Here is an 18,899-nt window from a genome sequence, read left to right as displayed (position 1 = left end):
CCTCATAATCCCTCTTGGTGCTATTTAAGAAGCTCAAGTTCTCTAATTATCGTTTGTTGAACTCCACTTTGTACCCTCACTCGTTGTGAAGCATTCCAAGATAAACGTTCGAATAAGTCAGGATTTTGATAAAGTTCTATAATGCAGTCAGCAAGCCCATGGAAATCTTCAGCATCAACGAGCATTCCACAGCTGCTATCAACAAACTCCGGAATGGCCGCGACATTTGTTGTGATTGGCACAAGTCCTGACGACATCGCTTCGTCTCTCGAAACGCCCTGAGAGTCCATGCGAGTTGGCACCAAAAAGACGCCGTAGTGTTGGTGAAGTTCGGCAATCTCCTCTTGTCTCAGAAACCTTTCTTCTATAATAACATTTTTAAACTTCCTAATCGGCTTGACCGTCTCTTTGAACAACTCGCCTTTACCGATAATTCTGAACTCTAGTTCTCGGAATATAGGAAGACTAGAAAGTAAAAGAATCGTTTTAACGGTCAGATCATTGCCGTAATTATGATTGGCAAAGGGTCTTATAGATAATATTTTCGTTCGAAGTGATCGATCCTTTGTTCGATACTTAAATACCTCGCCATTAATGTAATTGTGTATAATGCTGAACTTCTCTAGCGGCAAGTCCATATTCAAATCCTCAAATGCTGTCGCTACTAAATACTGCGATACAAACACAAAATGAAGATCATAACCCGTCTCTTGCTTTGCAAGATGAAACAATTCTCTCCAGAAAGCTAGACGCTGTTCCGACTCATGTTGTAAAGCATCCTTGTCATGACGCGCCTGAAAATTATGCTTTCTTCTCCACCATGGTTGAATTTCAGCACCATGCACCCAAACTACGATTCTTTTTCCCTTAACGCTGCTTTTAATTCCGTCCCATAAAGCTTTTGTCAGGAAGTGGAGCAATACTGTGTTATGTTTTGCGTAAAACAACAAATGATTGATTTCCTCATAATAGCCGCTTGCAATGTCTATCCCATTAAACTCGGAAAAACCCGCCCGATGCCGTTCACTGAACCGAAATACATCCACGGAATGTCCGCGGTCATGGTACTCTACTACGCGGCTGTGAATAAAGCCGTTTCTATATAAATCCGAATAACTCGGATAATCGTCAACGATTAGGAGCGATTTTGACTTCGAAAGGTAACATTCGGATTCGTTTAGCGGGCGAATGGAACCCGTTACCATCGCATTTCCTGCATGAATGCTTTCAACTACATGATCAAGGCTGCTCAAAACAATACCGGTGTCTTGAATCCGTAAATCATCCGCTTCTTTACAAACTGCCGCTGCGACGTTCATGGCATAATTATATTCATCGATCGAAAGACTCCGGCTTCCGATCTCAGCATCATTCACATTCTCGATGTAACGTTCGATATCCGCATTCGTAATCCGATCCAAAGTCAAAAGGGATCTTCTTACGCATGCAGACTCTACATATTTGTACGAATTGTCGCTGTTTTGCTTAACGACCCTGTCATTGACTTGCGCAAAATAAGTCGCTTTCGTTATCGCTGTCTCATCACCATATTCAAGCGCCAGTACTAAATCCTGAAGATAATTCGAACCATAATAATCATCAATTGAAAGTATGGCGATATATTGGCTTTCTTCCCGAAGTCGTACAATGGCTTCTTCACTCCGAGCGAATAATTCAACTTCGTCGTCAGACACATATTCATACGCTGCACATATATAAAGTCGTTTATTTGTATAGGTTTGTTTGTTGAATTGCTCTCGAATCCGATTGATATCCTCTTTCGACCCGGCTTTGGCCACCACGGCGACTCGTTTTGAAAAATCATTTTGCTTGCCGAAAACTTTTTCTATTATATAAGCGAAACGAATACGATAGGTATGTTCAGAAAGGACCTTTCTTAATCCTACTAAACGAAATTTATTGTAATACTCTGCATCATCAAACTTGCGGATTTCATCGCGAATTCGCCTGCCATCGTCCGTGCAGATGACCAAATCGCCCAGCAGGTTGCGAATCGCCCTTGAATAGTTGCTAAACGTGACGGTATTGGAAGCAAGCAGTTCAAACACACGCCGAGCGCACATGCTTTGTGATTGCTTTACAGAATTCATATTCACATTGAAACGATATCCTTTATAAGCCTTGCCGATATCATTTGCTTTAAGATACCCTTTAATCAACGTTCTGTATTTCCTTGGAAACCTATATTCGGTATTTTTATCAAAATAATTCCGATCGTAAATGTCCAATTGCTTTTCACTGGTAATCGCGTCAACGAATGTTTCTAGATCCCTTGTTCGGTCTTTGTATCTTTTATAATAAGCGCCTGCGAAACAGAACTTGTTTTCTCGCTCGAAACGCTCAATGGGGTTGTGGTATTTCGTCTGTGCAGCGAAAGGCAGCAAGAACACCCGATCGTGATTGACGATCGTTTTATAAGATTTCACGCAATCGATATCCGTTGTAAACACATAATCCGCGTACCGGGCCGCTTGCTGGAAAGTATCATGGAATACCGGATCTTCCTTATTCCAAAATATCACGGGAATGTTGTTCACCTTGCAGTAACTTAGTAACTCAATTAACTCATCGCTAAAATAATCGATTTTCGCCTTCCATAACCCATTAAGCCCTCTCCAAGCCGACTCAAGGAAAAACATATCCGGTTGAAATACCTCTAATTCGTTCTTCCAGTCCGATGGTGTTACCTGCTGAAGATTGCATTCCGGAGCGAAGCAATTAAAGGTAAATTCATCCATAATACAAGCGATCTTAATATCCTGCATGCGGATAAAAGATTTATTGCCATGCATCAGGGAGGGAGACGGGGCCTCTCCCTCGCCATTTGAGTGCATCTCGTTTAGAAGTTGAGCTCTCAAACGATTGATCTCTTCTATTTTTTGATTCACATAGTTTAGATCCATCATCATTCACCTCAACTTAAAAGTCTTCAGGTATGCGCTTCTTATATTTCCAATAACGAATCGTCAATTTCCCAAGCTTTGCTCGGCTTAATAGCTCATATTTCTTCGTGATATTCGAGTATTTAGCCTCTAACCTGACTTGCTCATGCATGAGTTCCTTGCAGTTTATAAGCAATTCTTCTTCGGAATGAAGCCTGTTCAGAAGCTCATTGTTTTTTGAATCAATGACATTTTTAAGTTCGGCGTTTTTGCCTCGACTGTGTTCAAGCTCTTCTGCTAACCTTGCATTTTGCGAGGCAAGTATGACATTCGCGAGCTTCAGGTTCGCAAGCTGTAATTGAATGTTGGCGGAGCTCCACTCTGCAGCTTCCTTAAACGCTGCATAGTGCTGATCAATAATTGCCTTCAGCTGGGGTGACGCTTCCTTGCCAAGCAATGGTCTGATGCCGTCTCTTTGTTTTGTCGCTGCTAGTCCAATCCCTAGAATTGACATTTCGATTCGTCTTATGGAACAGCTTCGCTCGATTTGCTCAAAAATCTTAGCCAAGTTTTCAATCGAATGCTTCTCCGTAGGATACGGAATAATAACGGCTAGCGAACTCTCGTCACGTATTTGATCTAAAGACGCTCGGTATCCATCGTTTATGAAATGAATAGGCCAGATGCTAGCAACACTATCATAATGAGACGCTTTCAAATCCTCGAAGCTTGTCAATGTCAATGCTTTTTTATGGATTTCAGTAAATAAATGGCTTAATGCATCACTGAGCTGCAATTCACGAGCACAATCGACGATTGCAACGACTTCTCCCTCCACAATCGACTGCAACCAAATTAACATATCCCTTTTACCTTGCGTTTCATGAGCGCTATTTAAATGCATCGGAATACTCCAATCTTCTACCTATAAGAGAGAGGCAATCCACCGCCACTAGCGATACTCAAAGATAGCCTAACTGCAAGGCAAGTTTCTCTGCTTGTTTCCTTGACAATATGTCTTCATTCGGGGGCAGTAATGCTTGCTCGTCTTGTAGCCCGTAATTGTTGTTTTCCAAAAACCTCATCTTGCTTATTATTAATTCATCGATGGCCGGATGTTTTTGTTTGTAGATACTCTGCAAACTACTCTGGACGAGGAGTAAGTCAAGTAAGGTAACATAAACATAATCGGTATCGCCATAATGCAGCTCATTGTCTTTGTAATACACCTTATAGAATAGATTGCGATTCTCCATAATCCAACGTTTGCTTGTCAATTGGATCGCTTTTAACATTGCATTGGCCACACGCTCATATTCCTGCGTACCCGTTAACTGAAACTTCTTCAATAAATAATTCAATATACCAAGTTGATGGTTTAGGCTTGAATGTGTAGGCTTTGCTTGTTCCTCTAACGAGAAATAGTCTGGGAAAAAATAGGCCCCCTCTTGAACGCTCAATAACTTCCCCTTTTTTGAATACGCCACCAAGAACTTCGCATAATTTAAATGAAAGCTCTCTAGCTCTGCGAATGAAAACAAATGTTTACAATCTTCGATTGCAAGCGTAACTGTTTCATTTAATCTTGTATCGATATAGGGAGATTGAATTAGAAAATCCTTTTTCAACCACGTCGACGTGTAATCAGTAATAAACAATCCATCAATTACAGGTCGATAGCCGAACAATTGAACGATTGCATTATACATTAAATTATAAAAGAATCGGTCATTGGTCCTTTGGTAGTATCTTAACAATTCTTTTTTGGACATATGATGAAGATTTATGCCATATGCATCCGGACTAAAAGGCTCAATGGAATACGGCAGTTTCGTATAGGAGCCATGAGGTGTAATCCACATATTAAACCGGACATCATTGTTTGCTATCGAAGTCTTATAGTCATTAAAGAACTCAATCCTACTTTGATCAGATGAGAACAATGCTTCTTCGCTGATTAAGAGAAACAAATCCGATTTCAAACCAGCTGGCAGGTTGACCATCGTTTCAATATGAACGGCATTTGATTTACGCAAGACCTTAATATTATCAAGTTCTTCAATAAGTTTCCTAGTGATACTTCTCTTTTGATCCGGATAATTTAATATGTTATCCGAGTATACAACATACTTTGAAACTAATATTGAGCCACTAGATGTGTGAATGTATTTACTTGGAGTCGTTAATTTGTTCTCCCCGTAACGTTGACTGAAGGAAGGCTTTATATACTGTTCATTTAGATCAAAAACACTGGATTCCCCTTCATTATCTAAATCTAAGACAAGCGAAAACTTTAAAGTCTGGCTCTTCTCCGTTAAGTTCATCATACTTAGGAAAAAAAACTCATCGCCATTTTCAATGGTTCGTTGAGTTATTTCGAGTTTCAGCCGATCGCTTGCGTCAGTAAAGTTTAGAATTCGATCCGTGTGCTGATTCAAGATTACTTTTTCAGTTCCCCCACCTGAAAGGGTTTCAGATACTTCCATGAAGAACCTTAATTTAGCAGTTAAGTTATCTGTATATACTTGATACTTATTTATCAATGGAGGAAGCATCATTGTTCTCATGTATTTTTTCCTTTATATTTTAGTATATACCATTTAATTTCTGCGCAAAAAATCTTTGCGAATAAGTAGATCGAACTGTTCAGCAATAGTTGAGATGCTATAAGCAGTTTGAATAAACTCTTTTCCTCTACTGCTTAAGTGATGGAACAATTCAAGATCTTTATTGAGTTGAACAATCTTATTCGCCATCTCATCAATATTGTCTGCTGTAAAATCTGCTGGATAAATGTATTCAACACCTGGCCATTTAAGGAGCAGTCCAACTGCCCCAGAAGCCATCCCTTCCGCGGGAGCAAGATGGAAGCTCTCTGGTTTGTCCGAATCGCTAACCGATATGACAAAGCCAATCCGTCTCAAATACTCTGCGCTGTCTTGCCAGCCTGCAAATATAACTGCATCTTTAAGCTTGGGATCACTATTTATCTTCGTGTAGACGTGTTCATAATAGGTTCTCTCGGTTTCGTTTTTCCAAAGCCATGTAACATCTTCAGGCTTAGATCCGATAATATGTAATTGAAATCGATTATCTTGGACAATGAGCCTTTCAACTAACTCTACTGCGAGATCCAGTCGCTTTCTTGCAGGTAATGCACCAAGCACGGCAATATTAAAGTGAAAGTCCCGATCTTTTTCTTTATTAAAGCGGTCATAGTCAACATGATTAGGAATCAACCTTACTTTTTCACGAGGAAGATTAAACATATTGATGAACTCTTCATAATAATGCATACCTACTGCGATAAATGCATCCACATTTTCGATATTCAGACGATTGCCGTATTGTTGAAACAGCTCAAATCTATGCATCCGAATGTAAAGAAATTGATGTGCCTTTTTATGTTCGGCATACCATTCTGCATTTCCTAACATCCACTCGCAAAATATCACATCCGCCCATTCAAGTAGAGAACGGCTTCGTTCCTCATCATGAGCCTCATGACCTTTCCATTCATCAATTTCCACCTCATACTTCTGTTGGAAGTATGGAATTAACGGTTTAATAAACTTTAGATCATATCCATTAATAACAATTCTCTTCCTTGTGTTGCGCGTAAAGGATTCATAATCTCCATCTAATAGATTATTTACTATAACGCTTAATCTTGGTTTTAGTTGCATAGCTGGAATAATAAATTGATACTTATGCAGAAACTTGCCCAGTTTTTTAAAGTCTTCCTCTGGAATAAGCCCATTGGAGAAATTGAGCATACTTTCAAGAGCCGCTCTAAACCCGACATGCAGCCTCAATCTCGAATAATCCAGTCCAATTCCTTTGAGAGTGTCTTCCGTTTCACTCCATACTGTCAAATGATCGTTGACCTCTCTCGTCCCATAGCTCTGCGTTGAAGAAATATTAGCAATTTCATCCCTTTTGACATATTCGTATATACATTCATCAATATATTGAATGCGGTCCGTATTTGCATAACACTTACTTAGAAATAATGTGTCTTCGCCCATTCGAATGGACTCGCTGAACGTAAGATTATTGTCTAGCAGGAAGCTTCGCTTGTAGATTCCGACGACCGTCGTACTTTGTTTCGCAATCAGGTTTGCAATCAGTGCCTTCGAAGAGCCTGTATAATCTTCTTTAGAGAGGCGATTCGAATAATGAGACTCATCGTTCCCCTTTATCACTTTTAAATAGCCACGCACAATATCATAATCGTTGCGTATACTTTCCGAATAGAGCTGATGGCAAGCATTCTCTAGGAGTATGTCATCGGCATCCAGAAAGATAATATAATCCGAGCTTGCCGCGCGCACGCCAACATTTCGTGGCCTGGAGGGGCTACCGGAATTCCGTTCCAATGGAATTAATTTTATATTTGGATAGTAATTGCAATAACTTTGTATGATCTCTACCGAATTATCTTTAGAACAATCATCAACAAGTATTATTTCAATGTTCTGGATGTCCATTGTTTGATTAAGAATGGAACTTATTGCTTTCCTTATCTTTTTCTGTGCATTATAGACTGGGATTATAATGCTGACTTTTAACATTCAAGTACACCCATTTCTATATCGTAATCTTAACTTTATTGTTCTCTGTTATTTCTTGCGGTAAAAGTACATTGTATGGGTCGCAATTGAAAATCCGATAGCCAATCTTAAATAGTTCTCCTACTAACACATCTTTAGTCGCTTCAATTTGTCCCACTTCAATCCGTTTCAATGCTTCTTTCGGCAAAATCGATGCAAATAAATGTCCACTATTCGTGTATCGATAAGAAGGGGATGAAACTTGTTTAACAACAATTGTATCAGTATCCAGATATTTATAGCTCAACAGCATGTCTAATAGATAGTTGCATCCGTAATACATATCTAAACTCAAAAAAGCCACAAACTGGGCGCTAATAAAATCGTTTATTTGCTTGCCGTACTTATTTATCATATGCATATCTGTAATGCACACCGCGTTGCCGCCATATTTTGAAAGCCATTCCGCTGTTTCTATGTGATTATCGCTTCGATTTATGAGAAGCAGTTGCTTATTGATGTAATTTTGGCTTTCGAATACATCAATCGCTTCAATAAGCTCCGCTTCATTATTGATAAAAATAATTGCACACACATTCGTTATGTTCGGCTCAACGGCTATCCCCGCGATATTTAATACATAATTCATCCGTTCTTCATAAGTGTGATTCGTTAATACATGCCGCAATGCTTTTAACCGCTGACGTTCGCTGTCAATTGAAATGGCATGTTCAAGAACCTTCCGATCATCCTCACTGTTCTCAGTACGAAGAAGATACATCAAGTCCCCGAAATGTTTATCGAGCCCTGCAGAATAATTACTAACGACCAACGTGTTTGAAGCCATTAATTCAAAGACTCTGCGCGCAAACATCGTTGTCGAATTAGTCTCGGTATTAATATTTATTGCAAACTTGGATCCTTTATAAGCCTTGTCCAATTGCGTATATGGAAGCCTTTGACGAATATGGGGTTGGAATTCATCGGGAAACTGATGATTAGGATCGTCGTTATTCGATTGCCTATCATAAATGACTAGTTTATCCGCATCCAAATCGACGATATTCTTAAAGATGGCATCCATTATTCCACATCTTTGAGGATGTTGTTTATAGTAGCTCCCCGCGAAAATAAAATCATTCGACCTCTCGAACGTTTCTATTGGATTAAACTGTTTGGGCTGAACTGCAAACATAAGCGGATAGACCTGCCGATGATGATATTCATTTTTATAACGATCTACACATTCTTCGGCAGTTGTAAAAATAATATCGAATTTCTTAGCTGTATCCACAAAATTATGCACGGAATCCTCATAGTGTGAAGGATCTTCCTTGTTCCAAAATACAGTTTTAATCCCATTTTCATTGCAATATTGAATGATTTGAAGCAATTCTTTTCTGTTTTCATGTTTGAAATTAATGCTGCTATAAATTTTGCCTCGCCATTCGCGTTTATCAGGGTCCTTGCCGCTCCAAGCCGATTCGCAGAAGAAAATATCGGGTCTCTCTAATTGCATGGTCTCCAGCCAATTATCGGGACTCAAATAAACCGCATCGCACTCATGTCTAAAACTCTCGTAGGTAAATTCATCGACGATCATAGCAACTTTTACTTTTTTCGCCAATTTCTTTTCTTGCTTCGATATGTTCAATGGGTAGGCGATTGGCCTCGAGGCTACTGGACTCACTTTATGAATGGGCTCTATCGTAAGTGAAGTTAATTTGAACGAGCCATTGCCCTGAATGCGCAAGGCAAGTCTCATTCCGTCTTCGCAATCGATTGGAATTTCAGTATTCGAATTAAGCGAGATAGAGTACGTACTCTTTTTTTCCTTTTCCAGATACGTTATAGCGACTAATCTGACCTCGCATTCGCCGCTTATTTCACCCGCAAAATGAATATTGACTTGCTTATAGATAAGCAGATTTTTAAAAATAGGTTTCTTGGGCGGGAACGCAAAACTATTATTGGTTTCCAAAAAAGAAACATAGCAGTGGTCCGAGTTGTCTTCTGTCAACAGACGATCCTCCAACAGTTGAACCCTGCTTGATGTAAACCACTCATTCTTATTGTATTTTATCTTTTTATGCTCCAGCTCGCTCCGAATCAGCTGCTCTTTCTTTTTCAGTTCCAGCAGCCTCGCATCTATTTGCGTTTTATTCATGTGAAGTCCCTCTTTCTTCTTAACCTCTTCACAAACTTAAGAAGTTTAACCGCGACTTTTCCAGGCAGCGTATTTCTCACGCGCATATACCTCGCCTCGAGCAATTGATAATGCTGCTGCAAGGCCAGCATTTCTAGCAATGCCTTTCGCTCCGCTTCAATATGCTGCAAAATATGTTCATGAAGTTCTTTCTTCTGAATCTCGTATTCATTACAAGTGTTAATTAATTTTCTGCGTGTTTCTTCAAGACTGTTAGTAAGATTCGCTGTTTTTTCCAATAAGGACGATATTTCCGTTTCATGCTCGCTAACAAGTCGCTTGGATTCCACTTGCGAATCATGCATCCTATTGTTTAGAGACTCCACTTCTTGCTGAAGGGTCGAAATTTCCCTTTCAGATCGGCTTCCTAAATTCCCCAATTCGAATTGTGCGTTCGTTAATGCCAGTTCCGAGTTTTTCAAATCCAATTCCAGGTTGCTCGATTGTTGCAACAACTTTACGTTTTTGTCTTTCTCCTCGGCAAGCCACCTGTTTAAATTCCATTTGTCCAATACCAATTGGTTGTAGTTCGGGATAATGCTTCTTTTAAATAGTTGCAGCGTCTCTAATTGATTGGATCGGGAACCATGTTTTACATAGATATAATTAAAGTGATGTTTATCAATCAATTCATACTGAAACTGGCCTAATAAGTCGTCAACTTCATTGAAGTTATCATTAATTTCAATCCACAACACCGGGCTTGAAGAAGCGAGAATATCGGTCATTCCACGCAAAACTTCCAACTCCGCGCCTTCAACATCGATTTTCACAAAATCAGGTTCCTCCAATTTCAACGAATTAATGGATACCACTTCTATTGCGCCATTTGGATTATCGACTAATTTGCATTCACCCATATTTCTGATATTTTTGACCAAGTCCGCTCTGCCTGGAGTGCTGCCGACAGCTGTCTGATAGACCACCGTATTTGCAAGTCCGTTTTCTATAATATTCTTTTTGAGCAATGATGCATTGTCCGATGCCGGCTCAAAAGCATAAATCCTTCGCGGGTTACAATGCTTATGAAAGAACACCGTGTGATTGCCGATATTCGAACCAATGTCGAAAATAACGGCGTTCTCCGGAATATACGGAGAGAACTTCTGTAAATCAATAATCTCGTAATATTGTTTCGTTCTTTGAATGACGGATGTAATATATTCATCTTCATGACCGTATAATTTCACACCATCCGTCAATTCAATTGGCGAAGTCATTTTAACGCTCAATGTTAGTTCACCTCTTGTAGCTTGGCAGCAGTTTGGCCCGTTTTATAACGCGATGCATTGCCAAAATTAATAATTTCAAGCCTTGAGCCCGGTTGAGGCATAACAATATTTTTGGTATCCAACAACAAAGGCGTTCTCATTTTCGAGGCAAGTCGACTGTGGTCAAGCGATTTGAATTCGGAATGATCCGTCAATACCAAAATAAGGTCCGCACCTAAAACCGCTTCATCCATTTCAACGAAATCCTCGTGAGTGACATGAGGGTCATGGATGGCAAGCCGGTATCCTTCTTCTTTCAGTTTTTCGATAATTTCGAGAGAAGGCGATTCTCTCATATCATCAACATCGCCCTTATAGGTAACCCCGAATATAGCAATTGTCAGCTCGCTCATATTCGCGAACGCACTTCGAATCACATCCACTACAAACTCCGGCATGCTGTTATTCGTATCCCGTGCCATCTTAATGATATTAGCGTATTCAGGAGCCTTCTCATAAATAAAATAAGGATCGACAGCAAGACAATGTCCGCCTACACCAGGCCCAGGGCTATGAATATTTACCCTAGGATGCTTATTCGCCATCTGAATAACGTCTAACACGTTAATGTCTAGTTTGTAACAAATCTTCGCCAGCTCATTAGCTAGTGCGATATTAACGTCCCTGAACGTATTCTCCATGCATTTGGACATTTCGGCCGTCTTGGCCTCGGTCTTAATGATTTCTCCCTTTACAAACATGGAATAAACTTTAGCTGCCGCTTCCGTGCATTTAGTCGTAATGCCGCCGATAATCCGATTGTTATGTATCAATTCCTTGAGTATTTGACCTGGAAGCACACGTTCTGGGCAGTGGGCCAGATAGATATCTTCTCCGATCTCAAAGCCTGCCGTTTCAAACAAAGGCTTGATATAATCGTCCATGGATCGCGGCCCAATCGTCGATTCGACAATAACAGTGGATCCTTTTTTCAAAAATGGAGTAATCGATTGACAAGCGTCCAGGACATATGTGAGATCACAGCTCATATAAGAATCATTTTTATTCGGAGTGGGTACCGCAATAATGTAGACATCCGCTTCGACAGGGCTTAACGATGCTTTAAAGCGTTTGTTCGCGACCGCCGCAGTAATCATTTCCGACAATCCCGGTTCCTCGATATGAATATCCCCGCGATTTAACACGTCAACTACCTCAGGTTTGACATCCACGCCGATAACTTCGCAGTCGTAACTCGAGAACATTGCCGCAGTCGGCAATCCGATATACCCAAGACCAATGACACAGATTTTCATATTAGCCCATCCTCGCTCTAGTTAGTTTTTTTCGCTTTCAAATCGCTATATAACAATTTAGCATATCGCTCAACTCTGACTTCCCAATTGTTTAACTCTACAAACTCCGAATCCAACTCGGACGCAAATCCGGCTTGTTCTATCTCGAACACGCGGTTCTCAAAATCTTGATAATTACAATAAAATTTGATTTTAGCGTCTTCAAACTTCCCTAATTCTGCCCAATACGAACTAATAACTGGTTTTTTCAAAGAAAGATATTCGTATATTTTAACAGGATCTACAGCTTCTGTTAATTCATTTATTAAAAAAGGCAACAACATTATATTACCTGAATAGATATAATCAATAATTTCGTCATGCTTTTTCACACCTAGCCAGACCATATTCGGCAATAAATCCAAAGGAATTTCAGCCGGTCCGATTAAATAAATCGTGTACCGAAGATGGATCGAAGCAAATTTTCTTATCGTTTCCATATCCATCCAATCGCTAATGGTTCCAATATATATGAGATTGGGCTCTTGCAATATAAGCCGCTTCGGTTCTCGACGGAAGGTCGGTCGATCAAGGGCATTAGGAATCGTTTCTATGTGCATCTGTTTATCCGGTGACCGGTCATGTAATGCTATTCTCAGATGATTTGAACTTGTAATAACAGTATCTACGCAATTCAATGTCTTCCTCTCTTCCGCCAAAATCCTCTCCCTCAGCGGTCCTTCATAGAAATAAGGCATGTTATCCATGCATTCATAGATAAGCAGACAATTGACGAGCAACCTAGCTGGAATATACTTCAGGTGAAATGGATGAGTAACAATAATGATATGGTAATTTTCAAAAGATAATTTAGCTCGCAGGCCGAATGCATTCAATGCTTCGACGAACCGGTATTTCAACGCAAACGGAATGACGTACGTATCACGAACTCTCAATCGCCCTTGAGTAAATTTTCGAATTTTGGTCTTACCGATCGGATTCAATGAAAAGTAATCTACCTCATAGCCTTTTAACGACAAGTAATGCGCGATAAAGTGAGGTCTTTGCTTAATCCATTTCCAGTTAACCGTTGAGAAATATAATATCCTCAAGCCGCTCCCTCCTTTCGCATCAAGTGGCTGCCACATCGATATCCTTTAGCTGTTTTTGAATTTCGATATGATTTCTTTTGAAGGACCGATTTCCTTTACGCATCCTTGTTCCAGCCAAAGAACCCTATCGCAGATGCTTTCAACCTGCCCTAAAGAGTGAGAGACAAACAGCACGGTCGTCCCGTTTGCCGTCATCGCGTTTATTTTCTGTTCGGATTTCTCTTTAAATTTAAAATCGCCAACCGATAGCACTTCATCAACAATTAGTATTTCCGGTTTGACGACCGTGGCAATCGAGAAGCCAAGTCTCGCCTTCATGCCGGAAGAATAATTTTTCAAAGGGGTATGGATAAACTTCCCAAGTTCTGCGAATTCGACGATTTCATCTAGTTTTTCTTTAATAAATTTCTTAGAGTACCCGAGCAGCAAACCGTTGAGCATAATATTTTCCATTCCGGTTAGCTCGCCATTAAATCCTGCTCCCAGTTCGATTAGCGGAGCGATCATCCCTTTCCGCTCGACGGTGCCTTGCGTAGGTTTCTGTACCCCCGCAATAATTTTCAGCATCGTGCTTTTCCCTGCGCCGTTCATTCCGACAATGCCGAACATTTCTCCCTTGTTCACGGAGAAGCTCACGTTCTTCAACGCGTAGAAATCCTCGTATTTCATTTCTTTCTTGAACTTCTTTATGATGAAATGTTTAAGCGAGTCAACCTTCTCCGATGCCAGCCTATATTTCATCGTAATATTCGAAACCTGTATCGCGATATCGTTCATGGTAAAAACCTCAACTTTTAAATATGATAAATGAATTTGTCTTGTGCCTTATAGAAGACGAACAAACCGATAACGCCAAAGAAGACAACGTATCCGATCGAGATTAAATGAGCTTCCAGCGTAGGCATATTCCCATAGATGACAATGTCCCTGAACATCTTGAGAACGATGTATAGTGGATTCATTTGAAATAGCAAATGATACTTATCCGGAATGATCGACTCCGGATAAAAAATCGGCGTCACGTACATCAAAACGAGCAGGATCACTGAGTAAAAGTGCTTCATATCTCTGAAAAAAACAGTAATGGACGATAACAGCAAGCCAATACCGGACACGATCCCCACCAGGTAGAACATTGGAAGAACGAATAACAAATTCATCCATCGAAACGGAACGCCAGTTACAGCCATTAATATCGCAATAATCACCAAAGAAATAACGGTCGTTATAAACGAGGAGCTGACACGCGATAGCGGGAAGAAGTACTTGGGAACATAAACTTTGCGAACCAATTGACCATTAGCATGTATAGAGTCCATTGCGAAGCTAGTCGATTCGGAAAAAAACTGGTACAAAATCCTGCCGCTCAATACATAGACAGGATAATAGGGAATGTTGCTTTTGAATAATTCCATAAAAACGACCGTCATGACGATCATCATCAACAATGGATTCAACATGCTCCACAAAATGCCCAACGTGGAGTTCCTATACTTTATTTTGATATCCTGCTGCACTAACTGAAAAAACAAATCCTTATACTTTACAAGATTACGAAAATACGTCTTCATGACCGGCTCCTTATCTTACTAACCTACTCCTGTTGAAATTCGACAGATCAGTTGGTTTGTGATACACATATAATATTCTTTCAAACTCTTCGCGGCAAACGAGGTGCGTCTTGAAAAAATTCGAAATTCTTCTGTCAACCTATAACGGCGAGCGATATATTTCTGAACAACTTAACAGCCTAATGAATCAAACGCATCGAAATTTCAACATAATCATTCGAGACGACGGCTCAACCGACCAAACTTCCGCCATTGTATCGCAATGGGCTTCAAACTATCCTGACTGGATCCGTTTCGTTCCCGGCGAGAATATCGGCGTTATTAAAAGCTTCCTTTGGCTGCTGCAGCATTCCAGCAGCGACTCAGATTATTTCTGTTTCTGTGACCAAGACGATGTCTGGATGCCCCATAAACTAACAAGTGCCGCGACTCATCTAGAGTCACTCGGCACGAGTAATCCCGCTATGGTGTTCACGTCGACCCAGATGACAACTTCTGATTTGACGCCCATTAAAGTATGGCCTAGCGCAATTTCCAAGGTTCCTTCTTTCTATAATGCGTTAATACAGAATATAGCCGTAGGCGCAACCATTGCATTTAACCGAGAAGCCAGGAGTCTGCTTTGTTCCAAACAACCTTCAGCGGAGAATGTTCTCATGCATGATTGGTGGGTATATTTGTGCGTGTCCGCCTTTGGAAAGGTTCGCTTTGAACCCGAGCCATCCATTCTTTACCGGCAACACGCGAATAATGTTGTTGGCGGCGAAGGATCAACCTGGGACAAGATAAAGAAAAAATGGCAGAGCTACCGTAAACATAAAGGCCGACGGCTCCTTCACAAGCAAGCGCTGGAGTTTTATACGTTATATGGTGATCAAGTAGACTCCGACAAGAGAGAACAACTCACATTATTCCTGGCGCCTCGCCCAAAAACAAGAGATCGAATGACATATTTATATCGTTCGAAACTATATCGGCAGTCAACGGTCGAACAGGTCTTGTTTAAGTTCTTAATATTGATTCATTACGTCTAGTAACGATCTGAAAATTCCCAAAAGGATTGAAAAATGAAGTCAACGTTTGTTAAACTAAGTTCTTGTCCGTCTCCTTTCTCAAAATTAACAATAACTATATCAAAACTGACAGCAGTTTTTCCAGTTCTTATAATTGAATATTTTCGACAAAAAAACCAAAAATCCTTGTTTCCAATATATTTTCGTTTTTCCTTATTCTCTTAACGAAAAAATAGACTTTTTTCTATATGAATCGATTTAGTGATTTATTTTCCGTATAAAAATGATGTGAGCAAGTATTTATCGATTATTCACTTAAAATATCTTAAATCAAAATAGAATCTGTAAATATTTGTTTCGACCGCAACTTTCCGCATCCTTTCTGCGTTATACATTACAGTATCCCTTTTTTCTGACATAATCATAGCCTTTAACCCAGGAGAACATAAATGAATACATCGCATGCATCAAAGTTTTCGAAATCCGAAAAAGACCTCTCACTGATCAAATGGTCCGGCCTGGCTGTCATTACCTTGTTGTTGTTCATTGCACCTTACAACAGCAGTAAATTATTCGTCGGATATTTGTTTACGTACGAACCTTCACTAGTCGGAGCAGAAGTAGCCTTTTTTATTCTCTTGCTTGCTGGAACCATCTATATGTACAAGACAGCAAGATTGGATAGTTGGAAAGCCATATTGTCCGCTAGCGCGTGGCTGATGCCCCTCTCCTATTTGATCTCAAATATCGGAGCCGCATCCGTTCACCAGTCTCACATCATGATCTTTGTCGTGTCCTTTCTATCTGCTATCTTCATGCTAGGCTTATACTACGGCGACTCGAACAAAGCCAGGCAATTGCTTCTATATGGCATACAGTTCGCCGGATACGGGGTCGTTTTCTACGGACTCGCGAATATGATGGGCCAAATTTATTTTCCTGACGCATTATGGTACCAACAAGAAGTGTACCGGGTCACATCGGTTTTCCAGTATCCGAACGCTTATGCCGCGTATTTGTCAGCCTTGTTCTTAGCGGGATTATTTCTTGTCGTGCAGGTTCGCAGCGCCTACTGGCGATTGCTTCATGCCTTTATGCTCGTACCGATCTGGGTATCGTTCATGCTTACGTTGTCTCGCGGCGCACTGGTTATCGTGCCGGTACTCATCTTGCTCACGCTGCCGTTCCTGAGGTTTAAACAGCAATTGCTGTTCATGCTTTATGCATGCATTTCAATCGTCGTATCATTTGGGATACTAGGCAAAATGACGTCCACGATGAACGCGATCGCTAAACTCGTACTGCCTGAAGCGAAAGGCGGACAAGCCGATTTGATGTCGATTTGGTCCAAGCTGCCTCTTACAGGCTGGTCCGTCATCATTGCCGCCGGCCTCTTGGCAGGTGTCGTCGTGACGCTATTACATCTATTACTTAACGATCGGCTGGAAAGTAGATTTGCAGCCTTCGCTGAGAAGAAACGGTCTTATGTCATTGTTCCCGCTGTTTTAATTATCGTAACGGTCCTTGCTGCCGCAGTTGTTTTACTAAGCAGCAGCGTGCGGCAATTGCTGCCGGGCGAAATCGCCGATCGCCTGGAGAATATCAATTTCAACCAGCACAGCGTGCTCGAGCGCGGCACCTTTTATAAAGACGCGATGAAGATTTCCGCGGATTATCCGATTTTCGGAGCCGGCGGCGGAGCCTGGAACGCGCTTTACGAGAAATACCAGCATAATCCATACAGCAGCAAACAGGTTCATAGCTATTTTTTGCAGACGCTCGTAGAGACCGGCTGGGTAGGCCTACTTCTTCTGATCGGCTTTCTGGCATGTATCTTCTTTATCTATCTCCGCTGCTATATCAAGGATAAAAGCGCGGGCAAAACACACTTTGTCTTTTATATTTTCGCTGTTTCGATTCTCATTCATAGTGCAATCGATTTCGATATGAGTTATATTTATCTTTCGGCGATCGTATTTCTTTCTTTGGGACTGATGGGGGCCGTTTATAGCAGTCAGCTGGTACTGCCTGCTAAGATTCGAGAAGATGAAAGCGCGGGTAAAATATGGCGGTTCGGTTTCCCGACAGGCGTTGCGCTGTTAGCTGTTGTCATGCTGGTCGGAGCCGGCCGCGCTTACATGGCTAACGGGTATTACAGCAATGCTATCGCGCTTGTTAAGGACAACAAGCACGAATTGAAGGATTTGCTTACGCCGCTTGATTCGGCACTCGCTTACTCGCCGAGCAATCCAGAGTTTATCCTCCGGAAAATCGACTGGTTGAACCAAGCGTACAATCAAACGAAAAACAAGCAGTACGAAGAGACGATTAATGCCCTGATCGGGCAGCTTCGGCAATCGGATCCCTACAACCGCAGTCTCACGCTCGTAGAGTATACCTTCGCCAAAAACGAGGGAGATACGAACAAAGCCTTGACAGTGCTTGAAGAAGGCATTCAAAACCGACCTTGGAACATTGAATTCTATGAACGCGCAATCTATGAGTATTCGCAAGCGGGCAAACTCGATCAACAATCCAATAATGCCGCTGAAGGTACGAAATGGACGCGTGCGCGCGAACTCTATGCAGAGGTGCTTCATAGAATCGATCTTTTGAAAGATCTGCCAAAAGAACAGCTCCAGGGAAGGGATTTTAGCGTGACGCCGCTTATGAGGCTCGCAATCGGCCAAATCGATGTCGAACAGAAGCAATATAGCGATGCCGTCAGTGTGCTCAAACCGCTAACGAAATCTAAGCTTGAGGAGCAATATGTGCCAAATGCGCTGCGAATCTATCTCAATGCGCTTGAAGCCCAGGGTAAGGATGACAAGAAGACAAGAGAGAAATTGAGTGCCTATGAGGCTGCTTCGAGAAAACAATCGTAGTCTATACAATCTACGACACGAACTGTCATAAAGATTTTACAAATTTCATGGAATATGTATTCTTTTTTACATTTATTGACCTAGCCAGTCAAAATAAGCTATTATATACTAACGTTAATACTTCCTTTACAGCTCGTTCATATATTTCAT

At 41.0% G+C, this 18,899-nt stretch carries 12 protein-coding genes; 2 read left to right on the top strand and 10 right to left on the bottom strand.

All coding sequences use genetic code 11. The features are described from left to right. Nucleotides 1-20 precede the first annotated feature (20 nt). The 10 genes from GXP70_RS04305 to GXP70_RS04260 are packed head-to-tail and all read right to left on the bottom strand — an operon-like array spanning nucleotide 21 to nucleotide 14,851. Nucleotides 21-2,909 (bottom strand): glycosyltransferase, encoded by a 2,889-nt coding sequence (locus GXP70_RS04305; protein WP_162355334.1) that lies wholly within the window; start codon nucleotides 2,907-2,909, stop codon nucleotides 21-23. 31 nt (nucleotides 2,910-2,940) lie between these two features. Continuing rightward, nucleotides 2,941-3,807 carry a hypothetical protein gene (locus GXP70_RS04300; RefSeq protein WP_162355333.1) on the bottom strand — a complete coding sequence of 289 codons (867 nt, stop codon included), beginning with the start codon at nucleotides 3,805-3,807 and terminating at the stop codon, nucleotides 2,941-2,943. A 58-nt stretch (nucleotides 3,808-3,865) separates the two neighbouring features. Continuing rightward, on the bottom strand, nucleotides 3,866-5,470 hold the full coding sequence (locus GXP70_RS04295; RefSeq protein WP_162355332.1) for a hypothetical protein: 1,605 nt from the start codon (nucleotides 5,468-5,470) through the stop codon (nucleotides 3,866-3,868). Between the two features lie 33 nt (nucleotides 5,471-5,503). Beyond that, nucleotides 5,504-7,477: a glycosyltransferase gene (locus tag GXP70_RS04290; RefSeq protein ID WP_162355331.1), complete on the bottom strand. Its 1,974-nt coding sequence runs from the start codon at nucleotides 7,475-7,477 to the stop codon at nucleotides 5,504-5,506. Between the two features lie 16 nt (nucleotides 7,478-7,493). Beyond that, nucleotides 7,494-9,623, bottom strand: coding sequence for a CgeB family protein (locus tag GXP70_RS04285; protein ID WP_162355330.1), 2,130 nt, complete (start codon nucleotides 9,621-9,623; stop codon nucleotides 7,494-7,496). Further along, nucleotides 9,620-10,894 (bottom strand): FkbM family methyltransferase, encoded by a 1,275-nt coding sequence (locus GXP70_RS04280; RefSeq protein WP_162355329.1) that lies wholly within the window; start codon nucleotides 10,892-10,894, stop codon nucleotides 9,620-9,622. Before GXP70_RS04280 ends, GXP70_RS04285 begins: the two co-directional genes overlap by 4 nt. Nucleotides 10,895-10,896: 2 nt before the next feature. Next, nucleotides 10,897-12,189 carry a nucleotide sugar dehydrogenase gene (locus GXP70_RS04275; RefSeq protein WP_162355328.1) on the bottom strand — a complete coding sequence of 431 codons (1,293 nt, stop codon included), beginning with the start codon at nucleotides 12,187-12,189 and terminating at the stop codon, nucleotides 10,897-10,899. 17 nt (nucleotides 12,190-12,206) lie between these two features. Continuing rightward, entirely contained in the window at nucleotides 12,207-13,280 is a 1,074-nt protein-coding gene (locus GXP70_RS04270; RefSeq protein ID WP_162355327.1) for a glycosyltransferase, read from the bottom strand. Nucleotides 13,281-13,325: 45 nt separating this feature from the next. Next, entirely contained in the window at nucleotides 13,326-14,057 is a 732-nt protein-coding gene (locus tag GXP70_RS04265) for an ABC transporter ATP-binding protein (protein ID WP_162355326.1), read from the bottom strand. A gap of 17 nt (nucleotides 14,058-14,074) precedes the next feature. Then, nucleotides 14,075-14,851 (bottom strand): ABC transporter permease, encoded by a 777-nt coding sequence (locus tag GXP70_RS04260; RefSeq protein WP_162355325.1) that lies wholly within the window; start codon nucleotides 14,849-14,851, stop codon nucleotides 14,075-14,077. Nucleotides 14,852-14,961: 110 nt separating this feature from the next. Between GXP70_RS04260 and GXP70_RS04255 the strand changes: the two genes are divergently transcribed. Further along, complete coding sequence (locus tag GXP70_RS04255) at nucleotides 14,962-15,885, top strand: glycosyltransferase family 2 protein (RefSeq protein WP_162355324.1); 924 nt, start codon at nucleotides 14,962-14,964, stop codon at nucleotides 15,883-15,885. 428 nt (nucleotides 15,886-16,313) lie between these two features. Further along, a complete protein-coding gene (locus tag GXP70_RS04250; RefSeq protein WP_162355323.1) occupies nucleotides 16,314-18,749 on the top strand; it encodes an O-antigen ligase family protein in 2,436 nt (811 codons plus the stop codon). Nucleotides 18,750-18,899: the final 150 nt, after the last annotated feature.

The organism is Paenibacillus lycopersici (assembly GCF_010119935.1).
Taxonomy (GTDB): Bacteria; Bacillota; Bacilli; order Paenibacillales; family Paenibacillaceae; genus Paenibacillus_Z; species Paenibacillus_Z lycopersici.
Note: the sequence above shows the minus strand (reverse complement) of the source record. Positions and strands in the feature narration are given on the sequence as shown.

Bases quoted from the DNA above. Each gene is read 5' to 3' on its own strand.
- GXP70_RS04295 (WP_162355332.1), bottom strand. From the start codon at position 5,470: ATGAGAACAATGATGCTTCCTCCATTGATAAATAAGTATCAAGTATAT.
- GXP70_RS04290 (WP_162355331.1), bottom strand. From the start codon at position 7,477: ATGTTAAAAGTCAGCATTATAATCCCAGTCTATAATGCACAGAAAAAG.
- GXP70_RS04285 (WP_162355330.1), bottom strand. From the start codon at position 9,623: ATGAATAAAACGCAAATAGATGCGAGGCTGCTGGAACTGAAAAAGAAA.
- GXP70_RS04300 (WP_162355333.1), bottom strand. From the start codon at position 3,807: ATGCATTTAAATAGCGCTCATGAAACGCAAGGTAAAAGGGATATGTTA.
- GXP70_RS04250 (WP_162355323.1), top strand. From the start codon at position 16,314: ATGAATACATCGCATGCATCAAAGTTTTCGAAATCCGAAAAAGACCTC.
- GXP70_RS04265 (WP_162355326.1), bottom strand. From the start codon at position 14,057: ATGAACGATATCGCGATACAGGTTTCGAATATTACGATGAAATATAGG.
- GXP70_RS04275 (WP_162355328.1), bottom strand. From the start codon at position 12,189: ATGAAAATCTGTGTCATTGGTCTTGGGTATATCGGATTGCCGACTGCG.
- GXP70_RS04260 (WP_162355325.1), bottom strand. From the start codon at position 14,851: ATGAAGACGTATTTTCGTAATCTTGTAAAGTATAAGGATTTGTTTTTT.